At 49.3% G+C, this 15,353-nt stretch carries 10 protein-coding genes; 3 read left to right on the top strand and 7 right to left on the bottom strand.

What is annotated here, in order from left to right; all coding sequences use genetic code 11:
* Positions 1 to 42: 42 nt before the first annotated feature.
* The 7 genes from AC58QO_RS01390 to AC58QO_RS01360 form a co-directional block, all read right to left on the bottom strand.
* A complete protein-coding gene (locus AC58QO_RS01390) occupies positions 43 to 1,566 on the bottom strand; it encodes a M81 family metallopeptidase (protein WP_497263355.1) in 1,524 nt (507 codons plus the stop codon).
* Positions 1,550 to 1,945: a RidA family protein gene (locus AC58QO_RS01385; RefSeq protein ID WP_497263353.1), complete on the bottom strand. Its 396-nt coding sequence runs from the start codon at positions 1,943 to 1,945 to the stop codon at positions 1,550 to 1,552. The genes AC58QO_RS01390 and AC58QO_RS01385 overlap by 17 nt, the downstream gene beginning before the upstream one ends.
* 40 nt (positions 1,946 to 1,985) lie before the next feature.
* A complete protein-coding gene (locus tag AC58QO_RS01380) occupies positions 1,986 to 3,095 on the bottom strand; it encodes an alanine racemase (protein ID WP_497263351.1) in 1,110 nt (369 codons plus the stop codon).
* Positions 3,096 to 3,223: 128 nt separating this feature from the next.
* On the bottom strand, positions 3,224 to 4,378 hold the full coding sequence (locus AC58QO_RS01375; protein WP_497263349.1) for an N-acetylglucosamine-6-phosphate deacetylase: 1,155 nt from the start codon (positions 4,376 to 4,378) through the stop codon (positions 3,224 to 3,226).
* A gap of 324 nt (positions 4,379 to 4,702) precedes the next feature.
* A complete protein-coding gene (locus AC58QO_RS01370; protein WP_497263347.1) occupies positions 4,703 to 6,532 on the bottom strand; it encodes a cache domain-containing sensor histidine kinase in 1,830 nt (609 codons plus the stop codon).
* A 60-nt stretch (positions 6,533 to 6,592) separates the two neighbouring features.
* Positions 6,593 to 8,098 (bottom strand): extracellular solute-binding protein, encoded by a 1,506-nt coding sequence (locus tag AC58QO_RS01365; RefSeq protein ID WP_497263345.1) that lies wholly within the window; start codon positions 8,096 to 8,098, stop codon positions 6,593 to 6,595.
* Positions 8,099 to 8,135: 37 nt separating this feature from the next.
* Positions 8,136 to 9,242, bottom strand: a complete 1,107-nt coding sequence (locus tag AC58QO_RS01360; protein WP_497263343.1) for an SGNH/GDSL hydrolase family protein — start codon at positions 9,240 to 9,242, stop codon at positions 8,136 to 8,138.
* A 198-nt stretch (positions 9,243 to 9,440) separates the two neighbouring features.
* On the opposite strand from AC58QO_RS01360, the gene AC58QO_RS01355 reads away from it, so the two are divergent.
* The 3 genes from AC58QO_RS01355 to AC58QO_RS01345 are packed head-to-tail and all read left to right on the top strand — an operon-like array spanning position 9,441 to position 15,302.
* A complete protein-coding gene (locus AC58QO_RS01355) occupies positions 9,441 to 11,036 on the top strand; it encodes an FAD-dependent oxidoreductase (protein WP_497263341.1) in 1,596 nt (531 codons plus the stop codon).
* Positions 11,037 to 11,068: 32 nt separating this feature from the next.
* A complete protein-coding gene (locus tag AC58QO_RS01350; protein WP_497263339.1) occupies positions 11,069 to 12,127 on the top strand; it encodes a Gfo/Idh/MocA family protein in 1,059 nt (352 codons plus the stop codon).
* 19 nt (positions 12,128 to 12,146) lie between these two features.
* Positions 12,147 to 15,302: an Ig-like domain-containing protein gene (locus AC58QO_RS01345; RefSeq protein ID WP_497263337.1), complete on the top strand. Its 3,156-nt coding sequence runs from the start codon at positions 12,147 to 12,149 to the stop codon at positions 15,300 to 15,302.
* The last annotated feature ends 51 nt before the right edge of the window (positions 15,303 to 15,353 follow it).

The raw sequence follows: 15,353 nt of genomic DNA, 5'->3' as shown, positions 1-15,353 counted from the left end.
CCTCATTCTTATGTCTTCGGAGAGTGGTTTCGTCAAAAGAATCTAGGGTGTCATTGCGTACAATCCGAATCTCGGTTGTGGCTCCGCATCCAATGGATACATTGGCCGAATTATATGGTTATATTGAAAATGCATAAGATTGGCGTTGCAACAACCCGGTGAATCCACATTAATGACATGTTTCGCGAACGTCCCAAAAGCCGTCTGCCAGGCGAGCGCCGATTTGGCTACGATGATATGATAATCCCCCGGCCATAACCCGACCGAGCGAACATGACCCACATCCCAAGGGGCAACTCGCTTCTCAGTCAAAATAATCGTCAACTGTCCGCATTCGAGGACGGCCGTTTTACCCATTTCGGCTTGTTGGCCCGTCATATACGGACCCACATGTCGGTAATGTCCGTCAAACAGCAGCCTAACCCGTCCAGTTACCGCTACAGGCTTGCCATGCAAGGTATCGCTCTTACCCCCGATTATGCCTTCGAATGCCCCACTGACACCCATTCGCCATGCGACTTCCACCGCTTCCTTATCACGGATCACGATCAACGCTTTCTGTGGCACGGTTGTCAGTTCAGCAAGGAGATGGGTGGCATCTGCCGGGGCACCTCCCCCAACATTATCTGAGCCTTCCGATAGGATAACCGGTCCTTCTGGCTGCGCCAAAGCCTCCGTTACTGCCTCGCAAGGTGTGACATAGGCAACATTGAACGATGCCTTGTGCTCGATGGCCATCTTCACAAGCTCTGCCGCACATCGCTCGGCTAGCTCCGCATTATCGTTCGTCGTCACAATAAATGACATCCCCGCATCGGGCACATCACTGTACGGAAAGCCGCCAGCCACGGTCACGTTCAGCACGTCAGGCAGTAGCTCCATGCTAAACGCCCGCTCCATCAGTGCCTTCATGCTGCCTAGCTCTGTCATCATTCCCTGCGGAACAACAAGCATCCCCGTATGCGCGAATGCCCGAACCGGGCGAATTTCCCCACGGATTTTGCGGACAAGCAAATCGAAAGCCTCGATAGCCCGTTCATACATATCCACATGTGGGTACGTATCGTATCCGACAATCAGATCTGCCTGTCGAGCCATTTCTTGGCTAATATTGCCATGAAGATCGAGGGTCATTGCGATTGGGAAATCATCCCTCAACCTAGCACGTAAACGTCGGAGGCATTCGCCCTCATAGTCGGGGTACTGCTCCGACACCATGGCGCCGTGCATGATTAACACTAGCCCATCCGTATCGCTGTCGATGGATTCGACAAGTGCTTCGATCAACGCGTCGCCCGTCGCCGCCTCCACCATGCCGCTCGGTGTCGCTGCAACGTATAAGCCGGGAAACAAGGCGCTGCCCTGTAACTCGGCAGCAGCGATAACACCCCCCATTGACGTTCGTGTCCCTGCATACCGTGTGGTAAATGCCTCCCCTCCGACTGTCCATTGATCTCGGAAATGTCCGATATCGGTAAATCCGGGAGCAAATGTATTGGTTTCATGTAAAATACCAGCCACCGCAATCCGAAGTTGATGGCTGCCCATATTAGTTGCTTTCTCCACGAATGGAACCCGCGTAAGCAATCGCATCAATTTCCACTAAATAACTTCCAATGTTACATCCAATCGAGGTCCTTGTAGGGAAAGGCCGCTTCATGATACTTTCATAAGCTTTATTGTAGTTTGGAAAATCTTCTTGTCTGGACACGAAGGCATTGATTTTGACAATATGATCGAGAGAAAGTCCAGCCGCTGCGAGGATCGTTTCAATATTACGCAAGCATTGAACGGTTTGTTCTTCAATCGTTTCTCCGACGACTTCACGCGTTGCGGGATCCACCCCAACTTGACCCGAAACGTAGACAAAATCGCCCGCACGGAGCGCTTGGGAAAAAGGTAGAGGAAATTCAGGTGCTAGGTTTGTATGAATTTGTTGTGACATTCGAATCAATCTCCTTTATATGTAGGTGTAGATATCATAACTAAGTAACTTTGCCTCTTGCATCAACCGTAATGATGCGCTCAATCTGTCCATTCCTCATGCCAAACAGCCGATCATGCAGATTGGTTACGGCGCAGCAATGATTGGGGATGATCGCTACCTTATCGCCGATTTGCAGTGGTATGTCCTCCGGGACGGACAAAATGCCGTGCTCCTCACTAAGTCGCTCGACGTATATCTCCGAGAGCTCAGGGATGATGCCGAAGCCTTTGCGATGTGCGCTGGTGTCGTTCGATAGCGTCTTCGAACCGGAATCAATGATCGCAGTTCCCGGCCTCGGTGTACTGACAACTGTCGCATAGATGCGCATCGCACATTCCTCTTCCTCAATAAGGCCTGTATAGAGCTGAGAGCCATCTCCGAAAACATACGCCCCTGGGCGCATCTCGGTTACGCCTATACCAGCGAGTGCGCCGATAAACTTGGATGTCGGCGTCGAGCCGACGCTAATGTCCGGCACCTCCACGCCAAAGCGCCGCAGCTCTCGCTGCGATTCCAAGAGAGCTTCTGCCTCAGCCAGCGCAACCTCCAAGCAATCGTCGGCACGACTCTTGCTATACGATTGGCCCGCATGGGTCATCAAGGCGGCCAGCCGAATGCCCGGCAGCTTCGCAATCGCCAGCGCCAGCTCCGCCGTCTCTTCCCCTGGTTCCTTCCCACAGCGGTTCAAGCCGCTATTCACATCCACATAGAGCGGAACTCGCAGCTTCATGTGCTCACCAAGATCCGACAGCCCCTTGGCCACTTCATAACTGTCCACGCTAACAGACACTTGGATCCGCTGCAGCAGCCGCCCAAGCCGTTCGAGCTTCAATCTCCCGACGATCGGGTAAGCGATTAGAATATCATCCATGCCGCCATCAGCCATGACCTCGGCTTCTCCTAGCTTTGCAACAGTTATGCCGGAGGCCCCATGTCGAAGCTGCTCCTGGGCGATCCAAATGCTCTTATGCGTTTTCGTATGAGGCCTTAATCGCACGCCTGCTTTCGCAGCTAATTCAGCGGTCCGCTTCAAATTGGCATCCAGCAGATCCAGATCAATGACAATCGATGGTGTATCCAGGGTTTCCTGCCATGCATTCAATCTCACACTTTCACCGCCTTTAGGTTTCATCAAATAAAACTATGGTTTCATTTTAAGATTATATTGAATTTTGCACTTTTGTAGATCCATTATTAAAAAATATTTTTGAAAATGTACACATACCGACGATCTTCTTATAAGCTCACGAGTTGCCCCTGTAAAATCACCTGTTGAATGTTTATTTCTCCATCTATAAAGAGCAGGTTGGCCAGCTTACCTTTTTCGATACTCCCCATCTGATCATCCATATGAATGACCTTCGCTGGGTTGAGTGAGGCCATGCGGAAAGCATCCACAAGCCCTACCTCAGCATGTCTCATCATATTGCGAACAGCCATATCCATCGTTAAGCGACTACCCGCCAAATGACCGAGATGGTTCCAATTCAAGTCCGAACCATTTCCGTTTTTCACGCCAGCCTCAGGCATTGCGTCCGTAATAATGATCACACGGTCTGTCCCTTTGGTTTTGTGAATCAGTTTCAGCATCAAGGGGCGAACATGTACGCCTTCTGAATCAGGAATGACTTCGGCATAAATGTCGTCATGAACCAGAACAGCCTCGTCAACACCCACCTCGCGAGTCCCTCCATACCTTGTAGGCGAAGGCGTCGTACCCGATGCGTTCGTGCAGTGGCAGCCAATTCGCAGACCTTGGGGAACGAAGCGGAAGATCTGTTCCGCCGTCGCCTCTGAATGACCGACTGACAACGAGATCTGATATGTCTCTGCCGCGTTCACAAAGGCTTCCTGACCTTCCAGCTCCGGAGCAAGTGTCCATACCTTGATGCGATCGCCAGCTACTCGCATAATTTCCTCGTATTCGTTCTGATCAACTGGTCGGATTGGCGAGGTGATAGCCCCGTATTTTTTATTAATATACGGCCCTTCCATATGGATACCGACAATCGCGTGGGCGAAGGGCTCCCTTGAATCCATTGCCTCTATAATGGTTTGGAGCCCTTCTCGGACTTGTTCCCGACTTTCATTGTAAGTAAATGTCGGTAGGATGGCTGTCGTTCCATGCTTCAAATGTGCAAGCGCAAACGTATGGGGATGTTCCCATGACCACACCCCGCCGCCGCCATGGCAGTGAATATCGACAAAACCTGGGGCTATGTAAGCGCCTTTCGCATCCAACACAGGTAGACCAGCTGGCACTTGTACCTCTCCCGCTTCCCCGAAATCGGTAATTAAGCCCTGCTCAATAAGAACGACCCCACCTGGAATTAGCCTGTTAGCTGTAATTAGCGTACCGTTTTGAACAACTAAACTACCATTCACTTGCATCCATTCACCCTCCCTATAAAAATGAAACATTGGTTTCATTTTAAGTATATCACGCTAATAACCACGCTTGAAGTAGATTTTCTTCAATCCACTTTCCTCTCTGAACGGGTGCAACGATTCCTCCTTCAATACATTAATCGTTCTCCCCTTAATTATCCTTGTAGCATCTCACGTGGATTCCGTCTACCAAATACAAAGAAATCACACTATAATCCGAATATTTTAACCTTTTTCAGAGGCGGTTTTTCCGTGTTAAATGAGAAAGACCACCGGAGCTTGTAGGCTTCCGGAGGTCTTTTGGTATCATCCGCGGCTGCTTCATCGTTACCCCGCTTGCTCCTCTATGGTTGTTTCGCACATGGCCAACGGTAAGCGGAGCGTAATCTTGGTTCCCATGCCATAGCCGCTCTCGAAAAGAAACTGCGATTCATTACCGTAGTACATTTTCATCCGACCAACGACATTACGCAAGCCGAATAGGTCCTTCTCCCTTTTTATATCCGTAGAGATGCCCTCCGCAGCTAGCATGCTCGCCTCCTCCAATTTTCCGCAGATATAAGCGAGCCGCTCTTTACTGACGCCTACACCATTGTCACATACTTCAAGTACAAGCCAGCTTCCATCCACATAAGAGGAGATGGCGAGCTCCCCGCCGCTGCTCTGTTTCTCCAAGCCATGCAGCACCGCATTTTCCACCAAAGGCTGCAGGAGAAGCTTCAGAACATGGTAATGCGCACTTTCCTCCGCGATATCATAGCGAACGGTAAAGTGATCAAGGAATCGCAGCTGCTGCACTTTAATATAATATTTCAGATGCTCGATCGTTTCTTTCACTGTAAACGTCTCATTCCCCTTGTTCAGACTGAGTCGGAAAAACTTCGAGAGATTCAACACCATTTCGCTGATTTCATCGGCTTCATAGTTTTTGGCGGTCCAATAAATCGAATCCAATGTATTGTATAGGAAATGGGGATTAATTTGCGACTGCAGAAATTTCAGTTCCATTTTGGACAATAACAACTGTTTCTCGTAATGATCTCGGATCAATGTTTTCTGATTCTCGGCCATCCGATTGAAAGATTCAATCACGTAGCCTAGTTCATCTATACGCGTATCTTCCAGTTGGATGGTGAAATTCCCCGTACGAAGCTGCTTCATCCCATAAGCAAGCTTTCGCAATGGCGCTGAAATCCCTCGATAAATGATCCAAGACGCCCAAATAGCCAAAACCAAGCTCACCACGAGAATCCCATATGAAAATATTTTCAAAGAGTCGGTATGACTTCGAATTTCCCACAAAGGCTGCTCCATCATCAGCGACCATCCCGATAACTTCGATTTCACACTGATCGTGACCATCTCCGTACCGGTTTGCGGTGATTTACGAATCGTTCTTACCTTGTCCACTTTGTCCCAGACCCCGGGATTTACACTTCCACCTGTGCCCGTTATCGATCTTCCATCGTTATCAAACAGATAGATATTCGCATTCTTGGAAGGCAGAAGCGGCTTCGCAAGCTCAATTAGAGCACTCTTTTTCACGGAAAGAACGAGCAAGTTCGGATTTATCAGCGTGCGGTTATAGGGATCCATCGTCCGAATCAAATGCACGCTGTCTGCATCGAAGTAGGATTCACCTTCCTGAGGTGTGAAAAATATCGTTCCCCCATTCGCCTCCATTAAATGCTGATACCATTCCTGCTTCTCTGCGCCTCCCGGCAGCTTACCTCCACCGAATTTGGTGGAAATGACCGTGCGTGAAGGCATATGGATAATCGTGATCTGGTCGACAATGAGATTGACCGTCGTCATACTCGTGATCTGATCCATCACCTGGGCAAAGTGAACGAACGACTGCTTCTCCGGCTCCTGACCGACGGACTGCAGCGTAGCATTCACGTTCATATCGAAAGCGATTAAGGAGGAAAGCTGTTCAATATTCTGCAGCGTCAGGTCAATATAACCTGTCATTGTATGCAGGGCTCCCTGTGTTCTCTCCCCAGTTTGCACTTCAACAATCATTTGCGATTTGGCAATGGCAAACAGACTAAAACCAGCTAGTGGAAGTAGAATAAGTAAAAAATACCAGGTTAACCGAACTTGGATATAACCGGCTAGCAATTTGCGAATTTTAGAAAGAATCTCTTGGGTCATTTCGGTAGTCCCTCCATTCATGACCGACCACACGCCGACTGTTCATCGGATACTTGCCTCCTACTTGCTGCTTTCTCGCCACCACTCATTCACTTCCCCGGTTATTTCATCACCGCCGGCTTCCTTCCACTTTTTCACAAAAGCATCGAACTCCTCGATGGGACTGAGGCCCGCAATAATTCGCGTAAATGTTTCCTCCTGCAGCTTGGAAAGCTTCACTTGATGCTTGCCCATGGCTGGAGTTGGCGGCCCATTGAACTGATCTTGCATCAGATTATGCTCAATCCGCTGCAGGTTATCATAGAGACGGAACTGCTGGCCGAGTGCCTCCAGCCGATCTCGTGTCACATTCGGATCGACCATATCCGCCAAAGCGCCATAGATGCCCCGATAACCATGCTTCGAATGTTCATCAAAACGAATGTTCAATTTGCCATTCACCCGCGTCCAAATTTCGTTCTCAAAACCGAGCTTTAAGCTTGTCTGACCCGGTCCTGCGACGAAATCTAGAAACTTAACGACAGCCTCTGCCTTCTCACTCTTCATTGGCACAACGTTGTAGGATCGGACGATCGACGTACTATAAACCCCATGCTTGCCGCTAGGTCCGATCGGAAATTCAAGCGGGATCCACTCGGCTTTCGGGTCATTCTTACGGTTTGCTGCAATATGTGAACGCGTGTCGGACCATGCTGCTGAGAACAGACCTACTCGCCCGCTCACTATTTTTTCACCTAGTACATCTATTTTATTGAGCGGGAATTCGGGGTCGAGAATACCTTCGTCATACAGACCTCGAAGATAAAGAAGAGCATCTTTCATTTCTGGGAGAATGCCCGAATAAACCAGCTTGCCGTCCCGTTCATACCACGCTTTCATTTGAACCCCAAAGGCGCCGAGAAATGGCGAAGTTCTTCGCAATCGTTCCAGAATCGATAAGCCGTAGGTATCCTTTTTCCCATTCCCATCTGGATCTCGCTCAGCAAAAGCCCTCATCACCGCCGTGTATTCCGCGAGTGTCTTTGGAGGCTGCAGACCGAGCTTGTCCAGCCAGTCTTTCCTGGCATAGACGATTTCGGTTCCCTTCACTTCGTTCAAGCTGGGAATCGCATAGATATTGCCATTCACGGTGACATTATCCCAAGCCTCTTTGGGGATTTTGGCCTTCAGGTTGGCCCCATATTTCTCAATGTAGTCATTTAAAGGCGTTAGCGCTTTTTGATTAACAAAATGAATAAACCAAGAAGGATCACTTGTATTCAACAAATCCGGAGGCTCGCCGGAGGCCATGATGACGTTAAGCTTCTCATCATATCCATTCAAGGGTGGGAGCGTCACATTCACCTGAACGCCAATGTTCTTCTCTATATAACTAAGATAGGGATTATGATTCTCATCCATCCCCTCTGGAAAGTTCATACCTAGGCTGTTCACGACGATGCGTATCGCTGGTTCGTTTGCCGTATCCACCTTATTTCCTTCGTTCATAGCCAAATTCGGTATGCCGCAGCCAGTCGTTGTACAGCAAGCGAGAATGACCAGCATAGCCGTTTTCATTCTTTTCATCCAACCATCACCCCTTCAGACTTCACCAAACAAGCAATCAAGTACTTAGCATCTTTTTCAAAAATGGCGTTAACCCGTCTGCCATACGCATGAAGCCGAGATCCGTCGGATGGACTCCATCAACCGTACATTCGTGAGCATCCTCACCCAGCAAATTAGAGCCATCGAAGAAATAAATGTTGGCGTCGCCCTGATCTCGCAGCTGCTCGACAGTTCCAAGCTGAACCTGCTTGCGATTTGCTTTGTCCAGCAGCATTTGCGGTTGAAATTTTTCCCTCGCGTACGAAATGCGAGAAATCACTAGAATTGGTGTCAGCGCGTGTTTATTGCGGAAAATGCGAATGAACGCTGGCAGCGTCGTTTGCAGATTTTCTGTGGAAACGCAGTTTGCCTCATAGTCCAAGACGAGGCATGCTGGGTCTGGTATCTCCGCAAGTATATGCGCAAGCTCCGGCTCGCCCTTGCCGTTACCGGAGAAGCCTAAGTTTAGAAACTCTCTATTTATTCGTCTAGCTAAAATATTCGTATAAGCCATGCCAGGACGTGAGGCACACCCTCCTTGCGTGATGGAAGTCCCATAAAATATGATCCTTCCACTGCGATCGTAAGCTGGAGGAGGTGCGATGTAAGCTGATGGATCTACACCAATCCATACTTCCTCTACACCTTGGTAAAGCGGAAAATTCAAGGTAATGCTTCGATTCTCTTGCTCCAAATTCGTAAACAAAACACTTTCATATTCGGTTTGTTTGGCATCATAAATGGTTGTACCGTAATACAGCTGCTCCCCTGGATCTCCGATGTAGCAGTCAAAACCGCACTGTCCCGTTGCAGGCATATGATACATATTGGCAGCACCCGACAGCTTCACTCTAATAGAAAGCGAGGCAGCATTCGTTGTGAAACGAATTTGCCCGCCAGCTGTGCAGTTGGCCAGATTGTTTACCGCCTCTGGCAGTATCCAAGCAGGTTTAGCAGGCAGCCTGCGATAAAGCTTCTCTTCGTTCAGCCAGCCAAAGCCTGCCACATGAAACGGCTGCTCAAGCGGTGAATACCAACGGAAAGATTGGGTGGCGGATTGTGGAATCCGCATATTCGCATCCAAATTCAAGGCGTTGCTTGGTTGCTGCTGATTAGCCATCATGCATTCCTCCATTATACTTGCTCGTTATGAATCTTCGCCTTCTCCTAAGCAATCCCTTTTTTTTCGTGGCCAATGGGTTATTAAAGTACCAAAAGAAGTCATGGTCCTCCGCTGTGGCTCTTTAACAGCTGTAATACAATAAGGATAACCTGTGAATGCCTGCAGGCGAATTGGTAAAAGGAGGGACTATCTGCATTGGTGACCACGAACAGCAATCCCAATAGGCATGACTACCATGCTGATATTGTCGTGATCGGCGGTGGAACCGGCGGCTGCGCAGCTGCTCTTGCCGCTGCCAAATCCGGCAAAAGAGTGATCATGACCGAGGAAACCGACTGGATCGGCGGGCAATTAACGAGCCAAGCCGTTCCGCCAGATGAACATCCGTGGATCGAACAATTTGGCTGCACACGCAGTTATCGGCAGTTTCGAGATGGTGTGCGTGATTATTATCGCCGACATTTCCCGCTCACTTCGGAGGCGCGTTCACGAACGCTGCTTAATCCCGGTAATGGCGGCGTTTCACGATTATGCCATGAGCCGCGAGCTGCTTTGGCCGTCTTACAGGAAATGCTGGCTCCCTATGTCAACAGCGGGAGGCTGCAGATTCTTACCCGGCATCGCCTAGAATCGGTATCCGTGGACGGCGATGATGTCCGTTCCGTCTCGATTCGCAATCTGACGAACGGTGATCTGATGACGTTATCTGCCGCTTATTTCCTTGACGCTACCGAGTGTGGCGATGTGCTGCCGCTAGCTGGCGCGGAATATGTAACTGGCGCTGAGTCAAAAAGCGAAACGGGAGAGCCGCATGCTGTAGATGATGACGCGCTGCCTCAGGATATGCAGGGCTTTACCTACTGCTTCGCAATGGATTACATCGAAGGCGAAGATCACACCATCGCGCGTCCCGAGCGCTACGACTTCTGGAAGGAATATAAAGCTGAATTCTGGCCAGATAAGCTGCTCAGCTGGTCCGGTGTTCGCCCTCATACGCTAGAGACCGTTTCCTATGAGCTGTTCGAAGGGACGGAGAAGTACTCCTTGTTCTTCTACCGGCGTATCATCGACAGCAGGAACTTCGAGGAAGGCTTTTATCCTGGCGACATTACATTGGTCAATTGGCCGCAGAATGATTACTGGCTCGGTTCCATTATTGATGTCAGTGCTGAGGACAGAGAAAGAAGCCTCTGGGATGCTAAACAGCTCAGTCTTTCGCTGCTCTACTGGCTGCAAACAGAAGCGCCACGGCCTGATGGCGGCCAAGGCTACCCTGGACTTCGACTGCGCAAGGATATCGTAGGTACAGAGGACGGACTGGCTATGTATCCGTACATACGGGAGTCGCGCCGGATCAAAGCGGAGTTTACCGTCTTAGAGCAGCATGTGAGCACAGCCTGCCGACCTGACGGAAAAGCCGAGCAGTTCCCCGATTCTGTCGGCATCGGCTGTTACCGGATTGACCTGCATCCAAGTACGGGCAACCGTCATTATATAGATGTCTCTTCCCTGCCTTTCCAGATTCCACTCGGCAGCTTAATTCCGATCCGCATGAACAATCTGCTTCCAGCATGCAAAAATCTTGGCGTTACCCACATTACCAACGGCTGTTATCGGCTCCATCCCGTTGAATGGAACATTGGCGAAGCGGCTGGTTTTCTAGCTAGTCGATGCATCGATCGCGGAATTGTACCCCGAGAAGTACGCAACAAGGAATCTGAGCTTCGCGTTTTCCAGAATATGCTTGAAAGCTACGGGATCGAGCTGTCTTGGCCTACTATGCGTCCCGTATAACGTTAACTATACTAAAGATGAGGTGTATGTAGATGAGTAAAATACGTATTGGTGTTGTCGGTGCAGGTTCTATTTCCGAAATGCATTTAAAATCCTATCAAAACAATCCGGATGCTGAGCTATATGCGATCTGTGATTTGAACGAGGAACGCGCAAAAGCAAAAGCTGAGAAATACGGCATTCAGCATATCTACACAGACTATAAAGAACTGCTTGCTAATAAGGAAGTAGACGCCATTAGCATTTGTACGTGGAATAATAGCCATGCCCAAATATCGATTGCCGCTCTGGATGCTGGTAAAAACGTACTCACCGAAAAACCGCTTTGTACGACGGTCAAAGAGGCGCTGGAAGTAGAAGATGCCGTTCGTCGTACAGGCAAAACGCTTCAAGTCGGCTTCGTTCGCCGTTATGCTTCCAATACCCGCATCATCAAATCGTTCCTCGATAACAATGAGCTCGGCGAGATTTACTATGCGAAGGCATCTTGTATTCGTCGCTTAGGTAACCCTGGCGGCTGGTTTTCAGACACTGAGCGCTCTGGCGGCGGTCCGCTGATCGATGTTGGCGTGCACGTCATTGACCTCTGCTGGTATTTGATGGGTCGTCCTAAAGTGAAATCCATCTCAGGCAATACGTATAAAAAGCTTGGAAACCGTGCCAACGTGAAGAACCTTGCCTTTTACAAAGCAGCCGATTATGACCCTACTCACAATACGGTCGAGGATTTGGCGAATGCACTGATCCGCTTTGAGAACGGAGCCTCTATTCTGGTTGACGTCAGCTTTACGCTTCATGCCAAGGAAGATGAATTGACGGTGAAGCTGTATGGTGAAAAAGGCGGAGCCGAGCTGGAGCCGCAGCTATCCATCATTACCGAGAAGTACGATACAATCTTGAACCTCACCCCGCAGATCAATAACTTGAGCTTCGATTTTGTCGCTGGGTTCCAGGATGAAATCAACTACTTCATTGAAGTATGCCAAGGTAAAAAGGAAACCCTCTCACCGGTGCAGGACGGCGTTGAAATGATGAAAATTCTTTGCGGCGTCTATGAATCCAGCGAAAAAGGTGAAGAAATCCGTTTCTAGGGAAGGAATGTGAATCCAGTTGAATAAATCGAAATGGCTAATCATGACTTTATTGATTACATTACTCGCTTCCACTTGGTCCATAACCGCATCTGCGGCACCCAGTCCTACCGATTTTATAGAAGTAGAAGCGGCACCCTTCGATATCACCATCGATATTGAGGGTCCGCGCAAGCAAATTAATTACGTTGATTCCGATGTCAGTAGAATCACCGATTATGTCGCTTTGTTCACTCCAGAATTTGCTACACAGGTTACGGTTGGCACAACTTCTGTCGGTGTTGTCGTCGATGCGACGAATCACGTGACTCGGGTTGTCAATCCTTCCATAAATGGCGCAGTCCCTGTCTGGACAGGACCTACAATCTTGACGATCCCGCAAGGCGGTTACATCCTTGTGGCGAATGATGACAGTTGGGCGAATAAAACCTTTAAACAGTATCTGGCCAAAAATTTCAAGGTCGGTGACCTCATAAAGCTGCGTAAAAATGGCCAAGTCATCCCTGTCTCTGCACTCATGACGGGTCAAGGACTTCAAGCTCGTCTTAAACTGGACAATGACGATTGGTTTACGGTAACCGCGCCGAAGACTACGGTTTCCGGCAAATTGGAAAACCTGGAAGCAGGCGTCACGTATGCGATCCGTATTAACCAAACTTCGGTTGCTTTGCAAGCGAACGGCACTTTCCAGATTGAAATCGGACTTGCTGAAGGCGTAAATTACCTAGATGTCGTCGCCTCCAAGAATGGCGTAGAAAACGATCGCAAAACGCTTGTTGTGTTTTATAAGAAACAAACAAACGCTGCGAAAGAAGTCGTCCTCTGGGTCGACCAAGGCACGAACATTTTCAAGCTGCAAACACCGGCTAACATCCTCGATATGCTAACCAAAGCGAAGGATGCTGGCGTGACAGCTGTAGCACTTGATGTCAAAGGCGTCGAGGGCTTCGCCAACTACAAGAAAAACGACTTGACGGGTCGGCCGCATATCTCACAGATGACGGCTCCGACGCGTGCGGGGGCGAATCCGAATCTAGATATGCTGGAGGAGTTCATCAAATACGGGCATCAGCTTGGGATCAAAATCCACGCAGCATTCAACGTTTTTGCTGAAGGCTCGCCTGCTCACAACGAGTATGGGCTGCTGAACCAGCATCTAGATTGGGAAGAGCATGTGTACCGTCCTGAGGATAATGGTCAAATTCTAAGGCTCCGTGAAAGCAATTACTTTAAATCGGGCAAGTCCCTCGTTGCTTTCGTTAATCCAGCCAATGATGATGTAAGGGCCTTCGAGTTGAGAAACATGGAAGAGGTCATCAAGAATTACGATGTGGACGGCGTCGTGCTTGACCGTACTCGGTACGACAACGAAACGGCCGACTTCAGCCCGTTGACGCGCGCGAAGTTTGAGGCGTTTCTTGCCGCACGAGGGAAACAGTTGACGAATTGGCCAGCCGATGTGTTCAGTTACGTGAACAATGTTCGCCAAACTGGACCGCTCATCAATGACTGGTGGGAGTTCCGCTCGCAAACCATCAAAACGTTTACGGATGAGGTCCGTTTACTAACGGATCGTTACTCCGCATTGAAAGGCCATAAAGTTTATTCGTCCGCTTATGTGGGTTCTTGGTTTGAATCCTACTACTTGAACGGCGTTCACTGGGGCAGCCCGAATTTCAAATATGACAGCCGTTTGCAACTGCCGGATGATAGTCTATACACAGAGTCTTACGCCAAGACCGGTTACTCGGGTAACATTGATTTCCTCATGATCGGTACGTATCAAACGACACAAAAAGAAATCGAACATCACATTACCTTAGGCAACATTGTAACGAACGGTGAAGTCCCGATGTATGCAAGTATCGCGCTGGCGAACATCCAAGATCCTCCGCTGCAGCGTTCGGTGTTTCAGGCTGGCTTGTCGCAATCGAACGGCCTCATGCTCTTCGACCTTTCACAAGTCAACTGGTCTGTTGTGAAAGCATCCCTGCATAATGTGGAATACGTCAAGGATTACCAAATCGGCTCCAGCGTTCCTGGCAATCCAGCGTCATTCCTGGAAGCCGATCTCTACAATGTGAGCCGAAACGAGAACAATCTCAACATTTATTCCGATGCTTTTGGTCAGACAACCGCTACTAGTACATTTGGCGTGGAGGCCATCGTGAACAGCTCCGGCAAAGTCACAAAGGTCGTTAACCAACAGCAGGCGCTTAACTGGAACTGGACCAATATTTCGCCGAATAACAGTGTCATTCCACAAGGCGGCTTCGTCATCTCTGCGTTGGATGCTTCCGGCGTACGGACGAGAAGGCAGCTTGTGGCGAGAACCTACAAGGTCGGTGATGATGTGCGGTCGGCTGTGTTACGAGGTTACCTTGATTATGCGAACACGAGTACAGCACTCCGTAATCTGGAGATCAAGGGCGAGGTCGAAGTCATTGGACCGGGGACGGCACGTGTTCTACTAAATGGCGTTCCTGCTGAAGTATTAAGTAACGGACAATTTAAAGGCACTGTCCCGCTCGCAATCGGCGTGAATAGTTTGCAGATTTCTGTCTATGTAGACGATCGCAAAACGAATGAGAAAACCGTCAACATCACGCGTACTGCACCCGTCCTCACAGGTATCGAGCTTGATTCACCTGCCTATCGTCTTGTAGCAGGTGATCAGCATGCATCTGTAACGACCGCCGTTTACTCGGATGAGTCTCGAGCTGTTGTAGTCGGAGCTTCGTACACCTCTAGCAATTCAGCTGTAGCCACCGTTGCCGCAGATGGATCGGTTACCGCTCTGAAAGCTGGTACAGCTGAAATTACAGCTACCTTCCAGGGCAAGACCGCGAAGTCCATCGTAAGTGTCGTGGATGTGGCAAGTCTCAGCTTCGATGAGAGCAAGCATAGTCTAGTCAAAGGTGAAACTTACCAGGCACCGTTAAAAACCTCTTACACTGATGGTGTAGTCACCTATCTCGCCCAAGGCGTGACGTACAGCTCTTCGCACGATAAAGTCGCATCCATTGCGGCTGACGGCACGATCACAGCTGTGAAGCCAGGTTCGGCTACCATCTCAGCCTCCTATCGAGGCAAGCAGGCGGATATCAAGATAAAGGTATTCAATAGCCATAAGGACAAAAGTGAAGATATAGTGATTGTGGAAGTCATTGACTGAGCAAAAGCAACTTGCAGGTGAAGACTAACACTACACGCATCGCCACTTTCT

Source organism: Paenibacillus sp. J31R30 (assembly GCF_059692115.1).
Note: the sequence above shows the minus strand (reverse complement) of the source record. Positions and strands in the feature narration are given on the sequence as shown.

What these genes read in the sequence shown, in the direction of transcription:
- AC58QO_RS01385 (WP_497263353.1), bottom strand. Translation starts at nt 1,945, where the DNA reads ATGTCACAACAAATTCATACAAACCTAGCACCTGAATTTCCTCTACCT.
- AC58QO_RS01375 (WP_497263349.1), bottom strand. Translation starts at nt 4,378, where the DNA reads ATGCAAGTGAATGGTAGTTTAGTTGTTCAAAACGGTACGCTAATTACA.
- AC58QO_RS01370 (WP_497263347.1), bottom strand. Translation starts at nt 6,532, where the DNA reads ATGACCCAAGAGATTCTTTCTAAAATTCGCAAATTGCTAGCCGGTTAT.
- AC58QO_RS01365 (WP_497263345.1), bottom strand. Translation starts at nt 8,098, where the DNA reads ATGAAAAGAATGAAAACGGCTATGCTGGTCATTCTCGCTTGCTGTACA.
- AC58QO_RS01360 (WP_497263343.1), bottom strand. Translation starts at nt 9,242, where the DNA reads ATGATGGCTAATCAGCAGCAACCAAGCAACGCCTTGAATTTGGATGCG.
- AC58QO_RS01350 (WP_497263339.1), top strand. Translation starts at nt 11,069, where the DNA reads ATGAGTAAAATACGTATTGGTGTTGTCGGTGCAGGTTCTATTTCCGAA.